This is a genomic window from Legionella wadsworthii DSM 21896 = ATCC 33877 (genome assembly GCF_000701265.1).
Lineage (GTDB): Bacteria > Pseudomonadota > Gammaproteobacteria > Legionellales > Legionellaceae > Legionella > Legionella wadsworthii.
Genome location: NZ_KL370759.1, coordinates 54,245 through 72,471, shown reverse-complemented (window position 1 = coordinate 72,471; position 18,227 = coordinate 54,245). Strand labels below are relative to the sequence as shown.

Here is an 18,227-nt window from a genome sequence, read left to right as displayed (position 1 = left end):
CTTAACCCTCAATATTTTGGCAACGGGTTTCTTTTAAACCCAATAGCATGAGAAAAGCGATAATCAAGCCTATTGGCAATATCACCGCAGCATACTGATATGCACTGAGTAAATACACGGGAGTGCCGTTTGACATATGCATTTCACCATGGCTGGTAAGTAAATAACTAAACATATTTTGATATACAATATATCCGCCCTGTATCAAAATGGAAATAACACTTACAGCGGTTGCGGTCATAGCAGGCGAGCTGCTTTCAGCCACTAATGCATAACTGATGACTTGTGCTGAAGTAAAAAAACCAAGTAAGAAAAACAAAAATGCCATCAGACTATAAGAAACGGGAAGATACAGTATGGCGATTAAAACGAGTAAAGAAGCAAGCACACCCATTTTCATAGGTAAAACACGTAAACCCATTTTATCCGAGATCCATCCAACTAAAGGTGAGCCGATAATCGAACCTAAAAATAACATGCTATTAATTAGTGATGCTTCAGATGCGTTAATTTCTAACCGTTGAACCAGATATAACGTACCCATCATCGCACCAAATACTGCAATGGCCATGTTCATCAAGCTTGCATAAAGGGCAGCACGTAAATATTGAGTATTCAAATAGGCTTTTTTAGCAGCGGATAAAATATTAATGGGTGCAGGAACTTCCTTAGCTGCGGCATGCGGTCTTTCTTTTATCCAGAAAAACATAACAATCAACATGGTTAAACCAAGTAAGCCTACATCCTGCACTGCTTGACGCCAACCCACGAGAAGGACTAACTGGGTTAAGGGGTATTGTGCCAACATCCCTCCAGCCATGGCCATAGTGACGATAGCCCCAGTGACCAATGCCATACGTTTTGGCGGAAACCAATGCGATGCCAGACGGACTGGACCCAGGAAACAAAATGCACTACCAATCCCGGTCACAAAACGGCAAAATAATGCCATATAAAACGAATGAGAGTAAGCCAAAAGAAAAGTGCTCGCCACACATAAAAACATCGCAATCAATAATGTGTTTTTTATAGAGAACCTATCCAGCACTATTCCTGCCACAAAGAGAAACAGCACATTGGAAAGATAGTAAATGCTGGATAACCAAGCCATTTTATCGGCTTGGATTTCATAGTCTTGCATGATGTTTGCAGCAATAGATGCAAACATATTTCCCTGAATGAACTCATAAAAAAAGAATAAAGTGGCAGCAAAACATACCATCCAGGGTAATAATGACGATTTCATCACATTATATCTTTGAAATTCATCCACCACTTGCATTTTTACTCCTAAGCTTTACCGCTTGCAATTTGTTTCGCGGGTTAATAATACGGCGATTAAAGCCAAAACTGTGGTAATAGGAAACATCCACATGGCATATTTAAAATCAGCCAAAGAATAAGTAAGCACTGTGCCACCTGCATGATGTGCGATTAACCAGCCATAGAGCACTTGCCCTACTCCGCCACCGCCCATAATAATGACTGAAGCAATGCCTGTCGAAGCCCCTGTGTTTTCAGAAGGATTGCTTTCCGCAATTAAAGGGTAGGAAATGACCTGCGTGCTTGTAAAAAAACCTAAAGCAAAAAAGATAATGCTTAATGTGGATTGTGATAAAGATACATTCAAAAATAAGGGAATGGTGGTTATAAGTGTCGCAATGGCACCTGCTATCATCAGGGGTTTTCGTCTGCCTTGTGAATCAGATAGCCATCCAGCCAACGGACAACCTATGACACTGCCCATAAAGATTAAACTCACTACGTTGCTGGCAGCCATTTCAGGTAAGTGGTGTACTGCTTGAAGATAGCTCGCACCCCATAATGCACATAGAACCATAATAGGTAAATTAAGAAAGGATGTATAAAATCCTGCCAACCAATTTTGTGAATTAGTCAATGCCTTGATAAATCCTGATAAAATTTGTTCCTGATTTGTGGAGGTCTTAACGGGTGAATCTTTAGGTTTATCGCTTACCATTTGATAAATCCAGAACAATAATCCGGCACCTACCGCACCGTCAATTAGTAAAGCTTTACGCCATCCAAATAGTTCGTAAAGATAGGCAAAAGGAGTATGAGCCATCATTCCGCCAACAAAAGCCATGGTTACCAAAGAGCCTATGACAAGAGCTTGTCTTCTTGGGGGAAACCAATGTGACACCAAAACCACACAGGATAGAAAGCAAAAAGCATTACCGATTCCAGAAAGAAAATGGCAGAATGAAGCGACTACAAACGAATGGGTTAAAGCAAAGCCAACAGTACCAATAACACAAACAAACATGGCGCTTAAAATGACTGTGCGTGTCGAGAAGCGATCAAGAATAATTCCCGCAGGTAAAAGAAATAGAATATCAGCCCATAAATAAGCGCTGGACATCCAACTCAATTGAGTTGCATTAATATGAAAATCATCACGCAAGGGTTGATTGATGACATCAAAAATATTCAACTGAAAAAATTCATAGAAAAAAAATAACCCGGCAGAAAGACAAACAATCCAGGCCATTAAATCACCACGGGGGACAAAAGATCTCGAATCTACTGCAACAGATTGCGACACAGTTCCTCCTATGGCTTAAAAATTGCGGCTGATTATATCAAAACTCTAAATAAATTGGTATCTTTATTGAACAAGGTTGAATTTAAATTCGATATCACAAAACCATTGTTCATATCATTGTTTGTTAAGTCCAGCTCCACCTGCCTGGCTTAATCCCTCCGTGATACAATATTCCTTGACAGAAACAGGAATACGCATCAAAAAGTAAGGTTTATCACCTGCAAAAACACGCTGGACAAAAACCATTTTCGAAAACAAACCTGGTAATACTTCGTTAGTGTCCGTGGGTTTTATTGCTAAATAGTTTTCTTTGCCATTGAACAGCAACTGGCACAGTTCATTACTATTCAAAGCATGTTTTACCCGGCCGTTTGAATAGAATTGGGCGGAAAATTCTGTTTTAAAATCCCAATAAATTAAAAAGCTCCCCATCTGTGGATTTTGTTTTAACCATAACAAAGCAACAGGTTTTTCAGTTTTGGAAACTAATTCTGGTATTGCATTAAATGCCAGGGTGGCGCAAAGAAAGATAATACCCACGATTACAGACAATCCAATGACCAGCTGTTCTGCTTTAAGCAAAACGCCTACCCGGTGCCAATATTCAACAAAAAATATAGAAAAAACTGGAAGACTCGGAAATATATAGGTGTAAATTATATTTCTTGAAAAGGTAAAAAAGAATAAAGGGATCACAGTACATAGAAAAAAATAACTCAACCATCCATCCCGATCATTAAAAACTTTGATGACATGATGCCTGCACTTGATAAACCATGCTGCTCCGAGTAAACACCATGGGAAAATCCCAGTCGCTGCGTACACCCATATCATTCCCCAGGGTTGCTGATGCGCATAGCCATATTTATCACCTGCCCAACCGGGTTTTAAAAACCGGTTAAAATTCTCTCCTACAATAAAATAATCGAGAAAGCCGGGCGTTCTAATTTCAGCCCAAATATACCAAGGCAATGCAATGGCAAACATTAGGACAATACCTGGTATCCATGGCAAATGTTCCCATAAATTCCGCCACTGATTCCTTAATAAAACCCAAAAGAATATGGGCATGCCTGCCAAAACTACAGCCACAGGACCTTTCGCTAATAAGCCTAATCCTAATCCAATAAAAAAAACATAAGACCAAGGTGTGCTTTTTTCAATTACCGCTCGCCAAAAGGAAACCAGAACTAAAATAACGCAAAAAACTAATGAGGGATCAGTCATTACTGTTCCTGCATTAAGGAAAAAATCCAATGTTCCAGCAAGAACTAAGGCAGTCATCATCGCAATGACGGAACCACTATGTTTTCTAGTCAAATCCCAAATAAGCCATAGAGTAGCCAATGATAAGAGTAGACCCGGTAAACGGACAGCGAACTCGTTGATTCCAAAAAGCTTCATCGAGAATGCAGAAAGCCAAGTAGATAAAGGAGGTTTTGCCCAAAAAGGTACACCATAGTCATGGAGTGGAGTAACCCAATTTCCGGTCTCCAGCATTTTTCGGGCAATCTCGGCATAACGTGCTTCGGAAACATCATTTAATGGAATGAAACACATGGAAATGACGCGACAAACCAAAAGAAAAATTAATGCAAATAAAGCATTATTAAAAAATTGTTGCTGGGATTGCTTCTCGTTTACATTATTCAAAAAAGACCTCGTTAAAAGTTTCCTCTTTTGTAAATTGGTCAAGTTACTTCCTGCGAAAGCCACAATGCCACATTACCCAATAGACTATCTTGATGAAGTCCAAAAGTAAAAATGTCAGAAATATTACCTATTATTTTAATTATTACAATTTTTTTATGTTTATTGGTTAAATTTAAACCAAATATTGCGTAAAAAAATGGGGTTAAGATTCTGAATTTTAATATATTTTATTAAAAGAGCTAAATTGTATAATGAAAATACATGACGAGCGGTTTACTTTAGTTTACACTGAGGCCTTGTAAGAAGAACTTACATTATTTATCCATTGGAAATTTGGAGGCTAACATGACGTTTGTACTAAAGGATCTCAGTGAATTAAAAAAGCATTTTAATGATACCGTTGATATCATATTAAAACGCGAAAATAAGGGTAAAATTCAAGACCTTACCAATCCACACCGGAAATTTGAACTTCAATTTCTCACGTCAATATTGGAACAGTTAGAACTGCAAGTAAGCAAAAAAACTCACGTCCCCTCAAATCTTGTTCATGTTTTTTATGGTGCCATGTTCACAGTCATTCAGGACATCGAAAACAATCGAGGACGACTTGAATCATCTGGATTACTCAGCGCTCGTCTAAAAGATGTGATAGGGATTGGTGAAGATGTTAAAGCAGAGGACAAACCCGATTTATATCAAACCGCTAAATTTTATACAGCGCTAAATGCTTTCTTAAATCAGATATTTATTGATCATGATTCTCGCAAAGGCTTTGCGAAACACCACATGCTGACAGAAGTTCCAACAGAACATTTAGACAAATTGATTCAAACTTCCTATCAATTGGAAAATGAAGCTCAAAAAGCAATCGTTGCTTCTTTCACTATGGATGGTGAAGGTGAAGCTGAGCTTGATAGCTTCGAACCCGCTAAAAAAGCGCCCTTCTCTGCAACTGCACGATTTGGTGGTTGGGACAAGCTTAATGCAGACATTGATGAATTAATAAAAGAAGAGCTTGCCGATAAGAATGTTTCTAAAATTGAAAAACTAACCTCTAAAAATCGAATTGCTCAACTTCAATATTTAAATACAACCCGAAGCACTTTAAAAACTGCTGCGCTTGAAGAATCAGAGAAAGTAGCGATTCTTGCAGGTTCTATGCATTTAGTCCGTCAGCAGATTGAAAATGAATACAAAGGTTCTCTGGTTTATAATAAAGAAAATTCCGTCATCTTAATGGGTAAAACGAAGAAAAAAGGCTTAAATGGTATTCTTGCCGTAGATGTTGTAAGCCAACAAGATGTTGAAGCTTTAGTTACATCAGCAACACAGTTTGTACAGTTTATGACTGTTACTCCAAAAGTTGAGAATAATAAGAAAGCGATTCGAAGCAAACATATTTTCTCACCAATCGCTGATTTCAATTTAAAAGCCACCTTTAACCTATTCATCGACATGATTTTAGATTGCCGCAAGAAAGCTTTAGAAACGAATGTTGAAGAATTCAAAAAAGAAACAAAAGGTCCAGAAAAACCCGCTAAAGGTTACTTGGGCGGCCTTTCATCTAAATTGGGTTTAACCATATTTGGTGCCAAGAAAGATGATGAAGAGGAAGAAGAAGACGAGGATCTCGAACATAAGAGCGGGTCATCCAAAGTTGTTCATTAATCCTTCTATCCAGGCCTTTTAAGATCTTCCCAGATATAGGTGAACAAATAATTAACATTTTGTTCACCTTGTCTTTTATTATTTATCAACTACCTCGTTTCAAATAAGCCATTTCGTCTAATTTTTTGTTACAATGCTTGTTTCTAAAATTGTTTGTACCTTGCTCTGATGAACCTAAACTTAATAAATAATAAATTTTCGTGGGGACTGATCCTCTTATTAGCCAGTCATAATCTCAGTTTTGCATTAGAACATCGGTTTTCCACGGACACTACTCCCAACAGCCCGAGTGTTTTGAGTTCAGAAAATGACACATCAGAGCTTTTAAAGAGAAAACAAAGAAATTCTGGTAAACCATTCAGGTCACATAAAAAAATGATATCCATAACTATCGATGACTTGCCTTTTGTTGGTGAATACCGAAACTTTCATTTAAATATGATGATCGAGACTATGGTTAAGGAACGAGTGCCTGCAACGGGGTTTATCATTGCCAGTGAGGTACGGAAAAACAATTGGGACATTTTGCAAAAATTTCGGAAAGCAGGCTTTGGATTAGGTAACCACACGCTCTCCCATGCTAATTTAAATAAAATGGAGGCCGAAGAGTATATTAAGGAGATTAGGAAAGCTGATAAGATTTTACTTCCTGTCTTAACGGAACCTAAATATTTCCGGTATCCTTATTTAGCAATGAGTTCTGGACAAAAGAAAGAGGAGGTACTTTGTTACCTTGCACAAAAAAGATATCAGGTTGCGCCTATCACAATTGATTCCAAAGATTTTATTTTTAATCAAAGGCTTTTATCAGTCAATGAAATGAAGAGACGTGCCTATCTTGAAGAATTGAAACCTTTTTATCTGGATTTCATTTGGCAACAAACACTTCGTGCCGAAGAACTCAGTCAATTACACCAAAATACCAGTCAAGCCCAGATTTTATTGATTCATGCCAATTTACTGAATGCATATGTATTACCAGATATTATCCGCTTATACAAAAGAAAAGGATATCACTTTGTCCATTTAGAGAAAGCATTAAAAACTTTTAAATACCCGATACAATGCTCCAAACACAATCTATATGCACACTATAAACCATCCCATCGGCATCCCAAAAATACAAAGGACCAGGAAATGGATCAATTAGCTTGGGATTAGAAAAACCATACATTCTATTAAAAGTACAAATTATTATTTACGTAGGTGAATATGGCCTATCCATCAGTCACTCCTGAGATTTTGGTAAATATTTTAGCTTTATCCTAAACTATAGATATGTAGGATTAATTACGGACTTCGTCAAAACAGGATTTTGAAAGCTATGTTAGTTAAAATAACCGCGTTCACCTTAATAGAACTCCTGGTGACCTTATTGGTACTTTGTGTCGCTTTGGTTATCGCGATTCCTGCCTTAAGCAACATATTAATGAATAACCGCTTGATAGCCTACACCGATTTGTTAGTGAATGCACTGAATTATGGGCGCAATTATGCACTTAATGAATCGATGAATGTGATGATTTGCCCATTTGGGGCAGCGCAATCGACAACTTGCGGTGCCAACTGGCGAGCAGGTTGGATAATCGTCACACAACCTACAGCAGGTGTGAGTACTTTGTTGCAAAGCCAACAATTTACGCCGTCCGATCCTGTACTTACTGGAAATGTAGCTAATGTTGTATTTGATACCCATGGATTAACTACTACTCCAAGCCAATTTAAATTTTGTGACGGTAGAGGTGGAACATTTGCCCGTTCCATCCAGGTCTTAGCAACTGGATTTGTCCAATCAAGCGCTACAGCAGGACAAGCTGTTTGGGATAACAGTGCACTTACATGTCCTTAAGGGAGATTACTTATGGATGACATAGGGAAATGCGGTGCAAATCAAAAAGGATTGACTTTAATTGAAGTACTCATTGCATTTGTAATTTTGGCTATTGGAATGCTTGGTATTGCAGGTCTGCTTATCACTTCAAGTAAAGCGAATAACTCCAGCTATGCGAAACAACAGGCCGTACAGTGCATTTATGATATATTTGACAAAATTAGAGCAAATTATCAAGCGGCGATTAATGGGAATTACAATATCTCGAATATCAGCAGCAGCGGTCCACCCTCACCTGTATCCCCTCCTGGAATCATGTGCAATCAGTCTGCTTGTTCCAGTTCGCAATTGGCCTCTTATGACACATGGCATTGGCTTACCCAAGACGTAAGTAAGCTACCTGGCGGTAGCGGTTCAATCACTTCTGCTCCATCTGGTGGAAACACCTTAATTACTGTCACTGTGCAATGGGATGACAGCCTGGCACAAAACGTGGTTGGAGCAAGCTCTGCTCCTGCTTCTAACCCTAACTATGTACAACTTACTATTCAAAGCCAATTATGAACCATTATAAAATACAGCAACAGGGTTTTTCTTTAATCGAGTTAATGATTGCAACCGTCATTGGCTTGTTACTCAGTTATGCAGTTATGGAAATTTATGTGACACAGACTCGAATGTATAAAACCACCAACTCACAAGCTCTGATACAAAGCACAGAAAACGCTATTGCAAATTTAGTAACTCCTATAATCCGATCTGCAGGATTTTTTGGATGTGGTTCTCTCAGTACCAGCATGTCCAATTTAAATGGAGGTGGATCAAACCCTCTTGGTTCACTCAATGCCAATCCAGCATTACTTAGCGGTTATAGCCAAAATGGTACCATTGTCATCACTCAAGCTAACCCCAATAATGACAATAACCCAGGGGATTGGACCCCGCCTTTGGATACAACATTGGCAGGAAATGTGCAAAATACAAGCGATGTTTTGGTGGTGCTTGGCGCAACCCCAGGGAGTTTTCCTGTCTCAATCACGACCATTGATGCAGCGAGCGACTCCTTTACTGTACAACAAACGACCGATTTAAATCTTACTGCGGGACAATTCGCAGCGATATCAGATTGTGTTAAATCCTCTATCTTTTTAGTCACCGGAGTTTCAGGCACAACGATTTCTCATGCTGGAGGCTCGGGACCTTATGCGAATTCTTCCTCAACGTTCCCTGTATCTTTTCAACCAGGAGCCCAATTTATACCCATGCAACAAACCGCTTTTTTTGTAGCTCAAGGTCAAGGCGGACAAAGTGCCCTAATGCGGGGTATTTTAACGAGCGCTGGGTGGAATATCCAGGCATTAGTTCCAGGAGTTGAGGTGATGAAGGTTCAATATGGTATCGGTGGCAATGGTTCAATTTCTCAATACGTATCCGCCAATGCTGTCACAAACTGGTCGCAAGTCTATGCCATTCGAATTGGTTTTTTAATAGAAGGACAAGTTGCTTCCGGTAATAACAATACAACACAGTATACGGTATTAGATACACAAGTTACGGTGCCAAATGATAACCGTTTGCGTCATGTGTATGAAATTAACATCGCTTTAAGGAACTCAACGACATGAACAAAGGAAAAACCAATCATCTAATTCGATCCATAGTACCTAGGTTCACTCCGAAAAAAGCACGCTCAAAGCAAGAGAATGGGTATGTTTTACTATTAACTTTAGTTTTATTAATTATTATGACTGCACTGGCACTTGCTAATGTATCAATGAATACAACCGAGACACGCATCGCAGCCAATGCGACAGATACTGAAATCAGTTTGGAAAAAACAGAAGGCGCCTTAAATGGAGGAATAAATAATTTGATTAAGGGAACCTACAATCCGACCAACTTTATACAAAACAGCAATGGATTATATATACTGAATCCAGCTGATCCGCCTTTATGGTCCACTGCTAATTGGTCCAGCCCCTCAGCCGTCATTAATGGTTTTCAAGGCTATTCTACCTCTCAAGCAAGTTATATCATTGAGCAATTACCCTCGATTACCAAACCGGGTCAAAATATGAAAACGCCGACTCGTATTTATCGCATTACCGCCCGAGCAATAGGTGCTAATGGAAATACAACTGTGATGTTACAAAGTACAGTACAAATGCAATAGATAAAGGAATGGATTCAATCATGAAGTCATAGCACTTTTTTTTAGAAAAATGGATGACAATTGTAATAGGAATAACTCATGAATAATCAGCAAAAAAATGGCTTCACCCTTATTGAATTAATGATAGCAGTACTCATCATCGGTATCTTGGCGACCATTGCATATCCCTCTTATGTCAGTTTTCTTCTTAAGTCCCGTCGTTCTGATGCCCTGGCCACTTTAGCTCAGGATCAGATCACATTGGAACGATGTTATTCTCAAAATTTTTCCTATAATGCGCCATGCGGTTCGCTGCCTGCATTTCCGCAAATTTCTCCGCAGGGCTTCTACAGTATTACTTTGACCAATCTTGGGGCAACAACTTATACATTGACTGCAACACCTATTGGCGGTCAAGCAGAAGATACCACCTGTGCCAGCATGACTGTAGATCAGGCAAATACAAAAACCGCAGTAGATTCTGGTGGCACAGCACAAACTGTTTGTTGGAACCCCTGATATCCCAGTAACTTGGAAATCTATTCCCTAAGAAGGTACATTTCTCCTTACCCTATGTCCAACACACAATAAATTACTTTACAAAAAAAACACGTTTATCTACTATGCCTCTTTAATGGAAAGTCCAACTGAAATATGAAATGGAAATTTTTTGCTTTTTTACGGGCATACTTTATTTATATACGTTAAATCATTCTTTACCTGTATTTACATTACTCTGCTTTCACATTCATTCGAGATATTCCTTTTTTCTGTTTTTTATCTTAGGTCTTCTTCTCGCAGGATTGCACCAATTTTTTATCAATCCTAAAGGAATACCTGAGCTTTCAGTAATCCCCAAAGCAGTCGTGAGAGGAACCATATCCTCTATCCCCAATCGGGATTTTACAAAAACCCAATTTTTATTTTCTCTGGAGCAAATAGACAATCAGCCCGCTCAAGGATTGATTCAACTATCCTGGTATCAAAATGCCATCAGATTACATACGGGTCAAAAATGGCAGTTCACAGTGAAATTAAAAAAGCCTAGAAATTATCTTAACTCTGGAAGTTCAGATTATGTCGGTATGCTTTCTGCACGTCATATTCAATGGACAGGTTATATTCTCTCAAAACAAACCCCATTAAAATTAGAGGCGTATCCCATTTGGAGCTGGCTAAGTATACGCGAGTATCTAAGCAATAAAATCAATCGATTGGCACCTGATCGCGCTACAGCCGGGATTGTTGAAGCTTTAACTTTAAATGTTACAAATCATATAAGCCAGCAAAATTGGGATTTATTTAGACGTACTGGAACCACACATCTCTTTGGAATTTCAGGAGAACATATTGCCTTGATCTCTGGAATAATCTTTTGGTTCGCTCGACGAATTTGGTCGCTAAATGCTCGTTGCTGTTTGTATGTTCCCGCACCTTATATTGCCAGTATATGCGGTCTTATCGCAGCACTATTCTATTCTTTTTTGGCTGGATTTGCTCCGCCCGTTCAAAGAGCTCTCATTGGATGTTTTTTTTACACACTGTACCGTTTAGGAAAAAGACGTTTTTCAGCATGGCAAATCTGGCGTTATGCGATGATGGGTGTTCTGTGTATCGAACCGCATGCTGTGTTTATGCAAGGTTTTTATTTTTCTTTTTTTGCCGTAGCCTGTTTGTTATTAACGCAACAACGCTGGAAATTACAAGGTTATAAAGCAAATTTAGCCTTGCAGTTGAGTTGTCTCATTGGACTGATGCCTTTAACCCTATATTGGTATTCATATGGCTCTATTAATGGCTTCCTGGCAAATTTATTTGCCATTCCCTTGGTAGGCTTTTTAATTGTTCCCTTAGCATTGATTACGATGGTGTTTTCTTCCTGGGGTATTGCAAGCCTATTGATGAAATTATTATCCTGGCTCATCGCTATTTTATTTAAAGGTTTATGGCTCATTGAACGTTTGGCCATAATAAATCTCAATTGTTATCTTCCTGATATAGGAATTGCCCTTCTTTTAATGGGTGGTATCTTGATATGGATTTCACTGCCTGTGAAACCTTTTAAGGTGATTGCTCTGTTATGGATGATAATTCCTTTTTTTCTTTCCCGTCCTACGCCACATTTTGGTGAGGCAATCGTTGACATTCTGGATGTAGGCCAAGGCTTATCAGTAGCCATAAGAAGTCGCCACCATACAATAATCTATGACACTGGAGATCAATTTTTTAAAGGAAATGATTTGGGAAAAATGGTTGTTGTTCCCTACCTGAAATATTTAGGGATATCCAAGATTGATACCATCATCATAAGTCACCCCGATAAAGATCACCGGGGTGGACTTAAATCAATAGAAAAAGAAATGCAAGTAGATCAACTGATTGTGAATGAACCTAAAGAATACCCTCATGGCCTCAATTGTCATTTATATCCGAAATGGCACTGGGATGGGATTGAATTTCGCTTTTTTCCTATTAAAACCCATTTTAACAATAAAAATAATAACTCTTGTATTCTGCGAGTAAGTACTATGGCTGGAAGTATTTTATTACCGGGAGATATTGAGAGAAAAGCCGAGGATTATTTGATAAAAAATTATGGAACACAACTCGCATCCAGTTTTTTAATTTTACCACATCATGGGAGTAAAACATCTTCATCTTATCGATTCTTGTTGGAAGTTGCACCACATTATGCTATAGCATCACTGGGATTTGATAATCGTTTTCATTTTCCGCATGCAAAAACTGTGACCAGTATGAAATCTTTAAATATTCCGATGTATAGGACAGACGAATGCGGCATGGTACAAGTCGTTTTACCTGCCCAGGGGGAAATAAAAGAACCGGTTTGTTTTAATGGACTCAATGTCTCAGCATAACAAAAAATATAATGCCTGAATTTCGGTCGCACTTTGATTTAAAAGAGCTATATTATCTAGTGATACAATGACAGTTGAATTGGGTAATTTATGTTCTCAGATGCAGTTAAAAAAAAATATTATCGCGCCTTACTTATAAAAGATTCGAAATATGAAGGTATTTTCTATGTTGGTGTTAAATCTACAGGGATATTTTGTCGTCCCAGCTGCCCGGCTAAAAAGCCAAAATTTGAAAATTGTGAATTTTTTCAGACAGTTCAAGATGCTCTCCTTGCTTCTTATAGACCTTGCAAGCGTTGTAGGCCCTTGGTCCATCCAAACCAGGCTTCCAGCTTAATTGAAAAACTTATTGCAGCCGTTGAAGCCCAACCTGAGAAAAGATGGAGGGATCGTGATTTTTCAGAATTCGGCGCGGATACATCAACAGCACGCAGGCAATTTAAAAAGCGCTTTGGAATGACTTTTGTTGCCTATGCACGGGCAAGAAGAATGGGAATAGCCATGAAACAGATAAGAGAAGGTACTTTGGTCACTGAAACACAATTTAACATAGGATATGAATCCAGCAGTGGTTTTCGTGATGCTTTTTCAAAAATAATGGGGTCCTTACCGTCAGCGAGTTCAAAACAACTTACTCTTTTGAAAGCATCCTGGTTTGATTCCCCCCTTGGACCTATGCTGGCAGTCGCAGATGAAGAAGGTTTATACCTTTTGGAATTTGTTGATAGAAGAGGTTTGGAACGGGAAATAGAACGATTAAGGCATCAATTGAATGCAGCCATTGTACCGGGAGAAAATACCCCTATTCATTCCATAGAAAATGAACTCAAATCCTATTTTGCGGGAAGCTTAAAAAAATTTCTTACGCCCATCCACATGGTAGGAAGTCCTTTTCAAAAAATGGCTTGGCATGCCTTAACACTTATTCCTTATGGTGAAACAAGAAGTTATGCAGAACAAGCTCAAGCATTGGGTAAACCTACAGCATGCAGGGCGGTCGCCAATGCCAATGGAGCAAACCCTCTTTCTATCATTGTTCCATGTCATCGAATCATTAACTCGAATGGGCAATTGGGAGGCTATGGGGGGGGAATCGCCCGTAAGCAATGGCTTATTGAACTTGAAAAGAAGAATAAATAATGAGGCAAGCAGATACCAAAGTGCTTTAACTATGCTTAAGACTTAAAATTAAGGGCGCCCACCAAAAAGCTTTGTCAAAGAAAAAGAAAAAGAGGGCTTGGGGGATGGATTAAATCCACTGTTTTCCTCCGATTCGAAGTTCATCTCCTTTTTTGTTACATTTTTTTCTTCTTTTTCTTTCCTTTCTTTACTACGGAATGAGGGTTTCGGTATTGGGGTAAAAGGATGGTGCGCGGGTTTGTTCTCTAATTCCAGGTGAGGCGCATAAACTCTAGGAAGTAAGTTTCTGCTCACAAGCTCGTTAATAAATGCCTCTCGCACAATTAATTGATCGTGATTCAATGTCACTGAGAAATCATCTAACACAATACTTTCATTTTTTAAGGCGATTTTAAACTGCTCAAAAGCCATTTTTAATCTCTCGATGAGTTCTTTGATGTCCTTTTCACTATATAGCAAAAAATTGGGCTTAGGACGAATCATAAGATATCCATCTCTATCAGGAATGATTTCCAGAAACTCAGACATCTCTTCCAATTCGAATAAATCAGGTTCTGGTGCTTCAGAGGTCGGTAACAGTTTATCGACTGATAAATTCGGTAAAGTACGGTCAATAAGTGCCTGGATTTTTAAGATTAAATTGTTTTGTTCCGATATCTGAGGTTCAGATTTCTTTTTAAGAGAATAATCTTTTCCTGAGCCGCCGCTATTTCGTTTTCCTGCGCCATGGCCATTACAAACAGGAGAACCTGCCTCTCTACACAATCCACAAGGATTACTATCAATAAGTTCCTGGTGATTATCAAATGGATCTTTTTGTAGGGAAAGTCCTAAGTCGGCCATAATTTATCTATTGGTGATTATAAATAGTCCATGATATCAGCTTAGGATTTTCTTTAACATCATGTAACGTTTATTTACAATTCCTTAACTATTTCTTAAGCACCATAGAATAATTTATTAGCTCAAAAATAGGACACCCTCCATCGTTATGTTTCAATGGTCCTTTTTTTAATTTCAAAAATTCGATACAAATTTAATGGCAATAATAACGAATGCAAAACGAATATTGGATAAAGGGTACTCCCAAGAGCATATAGAATAAAAGCCACATTGGAGCAGAGCGCAATAAGGCGTAATGTCAAAATCCTTTTGACATAGAAAGTCGCCAGAACAAGACAACAGGCTACATAGCCAATAATTTCGATCGTTGATTCCATTTCAACTCCCCAACTAACAATCCATTCCTATTCAACATACACCGAGTATGGGTGAGTAGCAAGGGGCAGTAGGCGACATCCCTGAGAGCAACATGTCGTCCATAGGGTAGTTTTTGCACATATAATAAAAAAACCCACACGAGTAAGTGGGTTTAAAATAGTATGATTATTTTATTAATAGCAGGATTCTTGTAACCAGCAATGCCCATATCGATTACATACGCGTACCGTCTGACAAGAGGGATAATAATAATTGTCATAATAATTATTATTATAAAGCAGAGGAGCCCCAATTAATAAACCAGTACCTACACCGAGTCCAAAGCCACCCCAGCCATTGCCATGCCATCCACCGCCGTGCCAACCACCACCATGCCAGCCATGCCAACCACCGCCATGCCAACCGCCATGATGGCCACCGCCATGCCAACCGGCATACGCAAAGCTCATTCCGGCCATAAATAGACCCAGAGCAAAAAATGTAGTGCGCATGATTTTAATCATATTTCTGCTCATAATTACTTCCTATATTTACTCAGTTTTATACACTAATTATAGCTTAAATAAGCCTCAATAATAACATGTCTGCTCAATATTTAACTACTTGGAACGTGCTCACTTGAGTCATTTTTTTGCGTGGCAATAACAGGAAAAATAATAAAATAATCATCTAAATCGCATCTTTTTCTTATTGCGCAAGAATAAAATTTTGCATTTGAATACATCAAATAAAAAGAAATGATACATTTTCAGTTCATTTGTAGGATTTGACCTGTATAACGCCCAAGACGAAAAACACAGTAAGTGTCTAGCACCTATTTGAGCTAATTAATGAAAAGGAGCATAAAAATAAATTTTCATTTAAAGTTGTATTTGAAATGAAACTTTATTAAGATCTGGCCAGTTTGATTCTCAGCGAGTAGCAGTATGACTGAGCTGAATAAAATACATATCGAAAATCTTGTCACACATTTTTATCAAAAAATACAAAAAGATGATCTGCTTGGTCCAATCTTTAACGAAGTAGCCCAAGTAAATTGGGATGAGCATATTCCCCTCCTTTGTAAATTTTGGAACAGTATCATGTTGAAAACCAATGAATATCACGGTAATGCCTATCAAAAACATGTGCTACTGAAGCAATTCACGCAATTGGAAACGAAACATTTCGATCGTTGGCTAAGCTTATTCCAAGAAGAATCAATGAAATACTTGCCATCAGACGTAGCTGTTGAGATGATCCAAAAAGCATCCGTTATTGCTCAATCTTTAAAATATGGAATGGTGGATAAATGAAATGAGAGTTAACTTACATGATCAAGCCATTAACTCGTGATATTCTAATCACTGTGAGTATCAAATTCAGCTTGTTGATATTATTATGGTTTTTATGCTTTAAAAATGTAGAAAAATCCCACCAGACCAATGAACAATGGCTATTAGGTGCGATTCAAAAAGAAGAATATCTTTTTCCTAAGGAAAATGGAACTAAGGAAATCCATAGTATTTACTAAGCAATAACATGGAAATATTTGGTAAGGATTTTATCTGACAGTATTTGACAAGTGAGGTAGGCAATGATTCCTGGCAGTGATCTCGTTGATCTTTCCCGTTTACAATTTGCTCTAACAGCGCTTTACCATTTTCTTTTTGTTCCCCTCACTTTAGGTTTATCCCTCATTCTTGCCATTATGGAGACAATCTATGTGATGACAGGTCGGGATATCTGGCGCCAGATGGTTAAGTATTGGGGAATTCTTTTCGGAATTAATTTTGTTTTAGGAGTAGCTACCGGCCTGACTATGGAGTTTCAATTTGGCACCAATTGGGCTTATTACTCTCATTATGTTGGCGATGTATTTGGTGCCCCATTAGCCATTGAAGGACTTATGGCTTTCTTTTTAGAAGCTACTTTTGTGGGTTTATTTTTTTTCGGATGGGACAAATTATCCCGTGTGAAACATATGTTTTGTACTTGGCTGCTTGCTTTAGGTACTAATCTTTCTGCATTATGGATTTTAATTGCGAATGGTTGGATGCAAAACCCTGTAGGTGCCGAATTTAATTTTCAAACCATGCGCATGGAAGTAACTGATTTTGTTGCTGTCATGTTTAATCCAGTTGCCCAAGCTAAATTTGTTCATACAATTAGCGCTGGGTATGTTACAGGTTCCATTTTTGTTTTATCAATTAGCGCCTACTTTTTATTACGTGGAAGAAATATCCAGTTTGCAAAACGCTCCATGACCGTAGCAGCAAGCTTTGGCCTTGCATCGGCTCTGGCTGTCGTGGTCCTGGGTGATGAGAGCGGCCATCTAGATAATGAAAATCAAAAAATGAAATTCGCTGTTATTGAAGCAATGTGGCATACCGAGAAAGCCCCTGCTGGTCTCACAGTGTTTGGTATCCCCAATGAACAAACCATGAAAACGGATTATGCAATCAATATCCCTTACGTATTAGGTTTAATCGCAACTCGTACTTTTACTCAACCCTTACAGGGTATTTCCGAGTTAATTGATCAAGGTAAGGAGCGGATTAAGGAGGGAATGCTTGCTTACGAAGCCCTAACCAGACTACAAAGAGATCCTCAAGATGCTCAAGCAAAAGTCGATTTTAAAGCACACAGCAAATATTTAGGCTACGGTTTACTCTTGAAAAAATATACAGAAAAAGTCATTGATGCAACAGAAGATCAAATCAATCAAGCAGCTCATGATCTAAAACCTCGTGTTACTCCTTTATTTTTCTCCTTCCGGATCATGGTTGCTTGCGGCTTCTACTTTATTCTTCTATTTGCAACGGGTTTCTATTTATCAATGAAACGTAAACTACATACGACACGTTGGTATTTGCGTATGGCTTTTTACGCCCTACCCCTCCCCTGGATCGCTGCTGAATTGGGTTGGGTTGTAGCAGAATACGGCCGCCAACCTTGGGTAGTACAGGATATCTTACCTACAGCAATGGCCACATCGAGTTTAAGTACGACTCAAGTACTTACATCCATCACTGGTTTTATTCTCTTTTATACAATACTTGCCATAGTGGAAATTTTCTTAATGGTAAAATACATTCGTCTTGGTCCTGATAATTTAACTCATTAGGAGATTGG

18 protein-coding genes are annotated in these 18,227 nt (G+C 38.5%); 12 read left to right on the top strand and 6 right to left on the bottom strand.

Features of this window, described 5'->3' with window-relative positions:
* Position 1: 1 nt before the first annotated feature.
* From BU07_RS0106365 to BU07_RS0106355, 3 genes are all read right to left on the bottom strand, one after another.
* A complete protein-coding gene (locus BU07_RS0106365; RefSeq protein WP_031564372.1) occupies positions 2 to 1,282 on the bottom strand; it encodes an MFS transporter in 1,281 nt (426 codons plus the stop codon).
* A 15-nt stretch (positions 1,283 to 1,297) separates the two neighbouring features.
* A complete protein-coding gene (locus BU07_RS0106360; protein ID WP_031564369.1) occupies positions 1,298 to 2,566 on the bottom strand; it encodes an MFS transporter in 1,269 nt (422 codons plus the stop codon).
* A 114-nt stretch (positions 2,567 to 2,680) separates the two neighbouring features.
* Entirely contained in the window at positions 2,681 to 4,219 is a 1,539-nt protein-coding gene (locus tag BU07_RS0106355; RefSeq protein ID WP_051635550.1) for an ArnT family glycosyltransferase, read from the bottom strand.
* Between the two features lie 345 nt (positions 4,220 to 4,564).
* Here BU07_RS0106355 and BU07_RS0106350 point away from each other — a divergent pair, with 345 nt between their 5' ends.
* The 9 genes from BU07_RS0106350 (at position 4,565) to BU07_RS0106310 (ending at position 13,892) form a co-directional block, all read left to right on the top strand.
* Positions 4,565 to 5,890, top strand: a complete 1,326-nt coding sequence (locus BU07_RS0106350; RefSeq protein WP_031564366.1) for a hypothetical protein — start codon at positions 4,565 to 4,567, stop codon at positions 5,888 to 5,890.
* A 168-nt stretch (positions 5,891 to 6,058) separates the two neighbouring features.
* A complete protein-coding gene (locus BU07_RS0106345) occupies positions 6,059 to 7,051 on the top strand; it encodes a polysaccharide deacetylase family protein (protein ID WP_031564363.1) in 993 nt (330 codons plus the stop codon).
* Between the two features lie 163 nt (positions 7,052 to 7,214).
* On the top strand, positions 7,215 to 7,739 hold the full coding sequence (locus BU07_RS0106340) for a GspH/FimT family protein (protein ID WP_031564361.1): 525 nt from the start codon (positions 7,215 to 7,217) through the stop codon (positions 7,737 to 7,739).
* A gap of 12 nt (positions 7,740 to 7,751) precedes the next feature.
* Complete coding sequence (gene pilV / locus BU07_RS0106335) at positions 7,752 to 8,285, top strand: type IV pilus modification protein PilV (protein WP_031564360.1); 534 nt, start codon at positions 7,752 to 7,754, stop codon at positions 8,283 to 8,285.
* A complete protein-coding gene (locus tag BU07_RS0106330; RefSeq protein WP_031564358.1) occupies positions 8,282 to 9,346 on the top strand; it encodes a PilW family protein in 1,065 nt (354 codons plus the stop codon). The genes pilV and BU07_RS0106330 overlap by 4 nt, the downstream gene beginning before the upstream one ends.
* A complete protein-coding gene (locus BU07_RS0106325) occupies positions 9,343 to 9,894 on the top strand; it encodes a pilus assembly PilX family protein (RefSeq protein ID WP_084157809.1) in 552 nt (183 codons plus the stop codon). Before BU07_RS0106330 ends, BU07_RS0106325 begins: the two co-directional genes overlap by 4 nt.
* Before the next feature lie 78 nt (positions 9,895 to 9,972).
* Complete coding sequence (locus BU07_RS0106320; RefSeq protein ID WP_031564355.1) at positions 9,973 to 10,392, top strand: type IV pilin protein; 420 nt, start codon at positions 9,973 to 9,975, stop codon at positions 10,390 to 10,392.
* Between the two features lie 140 nt (positions 10,393 to 10,532).
* Positions 10,533 to 12,752 (top strand): DNA internalization-related competence protein ComEC/Rec2, encoded by a 2,220-nt coding sequence (locus BU07_RS0106315; protein ID WP_031564352.1) that lies wholly within the window; start codon positions 10,533 to 10,535, stop codon positions 12,750 to 12,752.
* A 90-nt stretch (positions 12,753 to 12,842) separates the two neighbouring features.
* Complete coding sequence (locus BU07_RS0106310) at positions 12,843 to 13,892, top strand: bifunctional transcriptional activator/DNA repair enzyme AdaA (RefSeq protein WP_031564350.1); 1,050 nt, start codon at positions 12,843 to 12,845, stop codon at positions 13,890 to 13,892.
* A gap of 48 nt (positions 13,893 to 13,940) precedes the next feature.
* On the opposite strand, the gene BU07_RS16975 is transcribed toward BU07_RS0106310, so the two are convergent.
* The 3 genes from BU07_RS16975 to BU07_RS0106295 all read right to left on the bottom strand — a co-directional run bounded on the left by BU07_RS16975 (position 13,941) and on the right by BU07_RS0106295 (position 15,628).
* Positions 13,941 to 14,735: a hypothetical protein gene (locus BU07_RS16975; RefSeq protein WP_051635493.1), complete on the bottom strand. Its 795-nt coding sequence runs from the start codon at positions 14,733 to 14,735 to the stop codon at positions 13,941 to 13,943.
* A gap of 146 nt (positions 14,736 to 14,881) precedes the next feature.
* The gene (locus BU07_RS0106300; RefSeq protein ID WP_031564345.1) at positions 14,882 to 15,112 is read right to left on the bottom strand and encodes a hypothetical protein; all 231 of its coding nucleotides are present in this window, start codon (positions 15,110 to 15,112) and stop codon (positions 14,882 to 14,884) included.
* 174 nt (positions 15,113 to 15,286) lie between these two features.
* Entirely contained in the window at positions 15,287 to 15,628 is a 342-nt protein-coding gene (locus BU07_RS0106295; RefSeq protein WP_031564343.1) for a hypothetical protein, read from the bottom strand.
* Positions 15,629 to 16,039: 411 nt separating this feature from the next.
* Between BU07_RS0106295 and BU07_RS0106290 the strand changes: the two genes are divergently transcribed.
* The 3 genes from BU07_RS0106290 (at position 16,040) to BU07_RS0106280 (ending at position 18,219) form a co-directional block, all read left to right on the top strand.
* A complete protein-coding gene (locus BU07_RS0106290; RefSeq protein WP_031564341.1) occupies positions 16,040 to 16,408 on the top strand; it encodes a group III truncated hemoglobin in 369 nt (122 codons plus the stop codon).
* Positions 16,409 to 16,425: 17 nt separating this feature from the next.
* Positions 16,426 to 16,626, top strand: a complete 201-nt coding sequence (gene cydP / locus BU07_RS0106285) for a cytochrome oxidase putative small subunit CydP (protein ID WP_031564339.1) — start codon at positions 16,426 to 16,428, stop codon at positions 16,624 to 16,626.
* A gap of 63 nt (positions 16,627 to 16,689) precedes the next feature.
* Positions 16,690 to 18,219, top strand: coding sequence for a cytochrome ubiquinol oxidase subunit I (locus tag BU07_RS0106280; protein WP_031564337.1), 1,530 nt, complete (start codon positions 16,690 to 16,692; stop codon positions 18,217 to 18,219).
* The last annotated feature ends 8 nt before the right edge of the window (positions 18,220 to 18,227 follow it).

What these genes read in the sequence shown, in the direction of transcription:
- BU07_RS16975 (WP_051635493.1), bottom strand. Translation starts at nt 14,735, where the DNA reads ATGGCCGACTTAGGACTTTCCCTACAAAAAGATCCATTTGATAATCAC.
- BU07_RS0106365 (WP_031564372.1), bottom strand. Translation starts at nt 1,282, where the DNA reads ATGCAAGTGGTGGATGAATTTCAAAGATATAATGTGATGAAATCGTCA.
- BU07_RS0106310 (WP_031564350.1), top strand. Translation starts at nt 12,843, where the DNA reads ATGTTCTCAGATGCAGTTAAAAAAAAATATTATCGCGCCTTACTTATA.
- cydP (WP_031564339.1), top strand. Translation starts at nt 16,426, where the DNA reads ATGATCAAGCCATTAACTCGTGATATTCTAATCACTGTGAGTATCAAA.
- BU07_RS0106290 (WP_031564341.1), top strand. Translation starts at nt 16,040, where the DNA reads ATGACTGAGCTGAATAAAATACATATCGAAAATCTTGTCACACATTTT.
- BU07_RS0106340 (WP_031564361.1), top strand. Translation starts at nt 7,215, where the DNA reads ATGTTAGTTAAAATAACCGCGTTCACCTTAATAGAACTCCTGGTGACC.
- BU07_RS0106325 (WP_084157809.1), top strand. Translation starts at nt 9,343, where the DNA reads ATGAACAAAGGAAAAACCAATCATCTAATTCGATCCATAGTACCTAGG.
- pilV (WP_031564360.1), top strand. Translation starts at nt 7,752, where the DNA reads ATGGATGACATAGGGAAATGCGGTGCAAATCAAAAAGGATTGACTTTA.
- BU07_RS0106280 (WP_031564337.1), top strand. Translation starts at nt 16,690, where the DNA reads ATGATTCCTGGCAGTGATCTCGTTGATCTTTCCCGTTTACAATTTGCT.
- BU07_RS0106295 (WP_031564343.1), bottom strand. Translation starts at nt 15,628, where the DNA reads ATGAGCAGAAATATGATTAAAATCATGCGCACTACATTTTTTGCTCTG.
- BU07_RS0106350 (WP_031564366.1), top strand. Translation starts at nt 4,565, where the DNA reads ATGACGTTTGTACTAAAGGATCTCAGTGAATTAAAAAAGCATTTTAAT.
- BU07_RS0106315 (WP_031564352.1), top strand. Translation starts at nt 10,533, where the DNA reads ATGGAAATTTTTTGCTTTTTTACGGGCATACTTTATTTATATACGTTA.
- BU07_RS0106300 (WP_031564345.1), bottom strand. Translation starts at nt 15,112, where the DNA reads ATGGAATCAACGATCGAAATTATTGGCTATGTAGCCTGTTGTCTTGTT.
- BU07_RS0106345 (WP_031564363.1), top strand. Translation starts at nt 6,059, where the DNA reads ATGAACCTAAACTTAATAAATAATAAATTTTCGTGGGGACTGATCCTC.
- BU07_RS0106330 (WP_031564358.1), top strand. Translation starts at nt 8,282, where the DNA reads ATGAACCATTATAAAATACAGCAACAGGGTTTTTCTTTAATCGAGTTA.
- BU07_RS0106320 (WP_031564355.1), top strand. Translation starts at nt 9,973, where the DNA reads ATGAATAATCAGCAAAAAAATGGCTTCACCCTTATTGAATTAATGATA.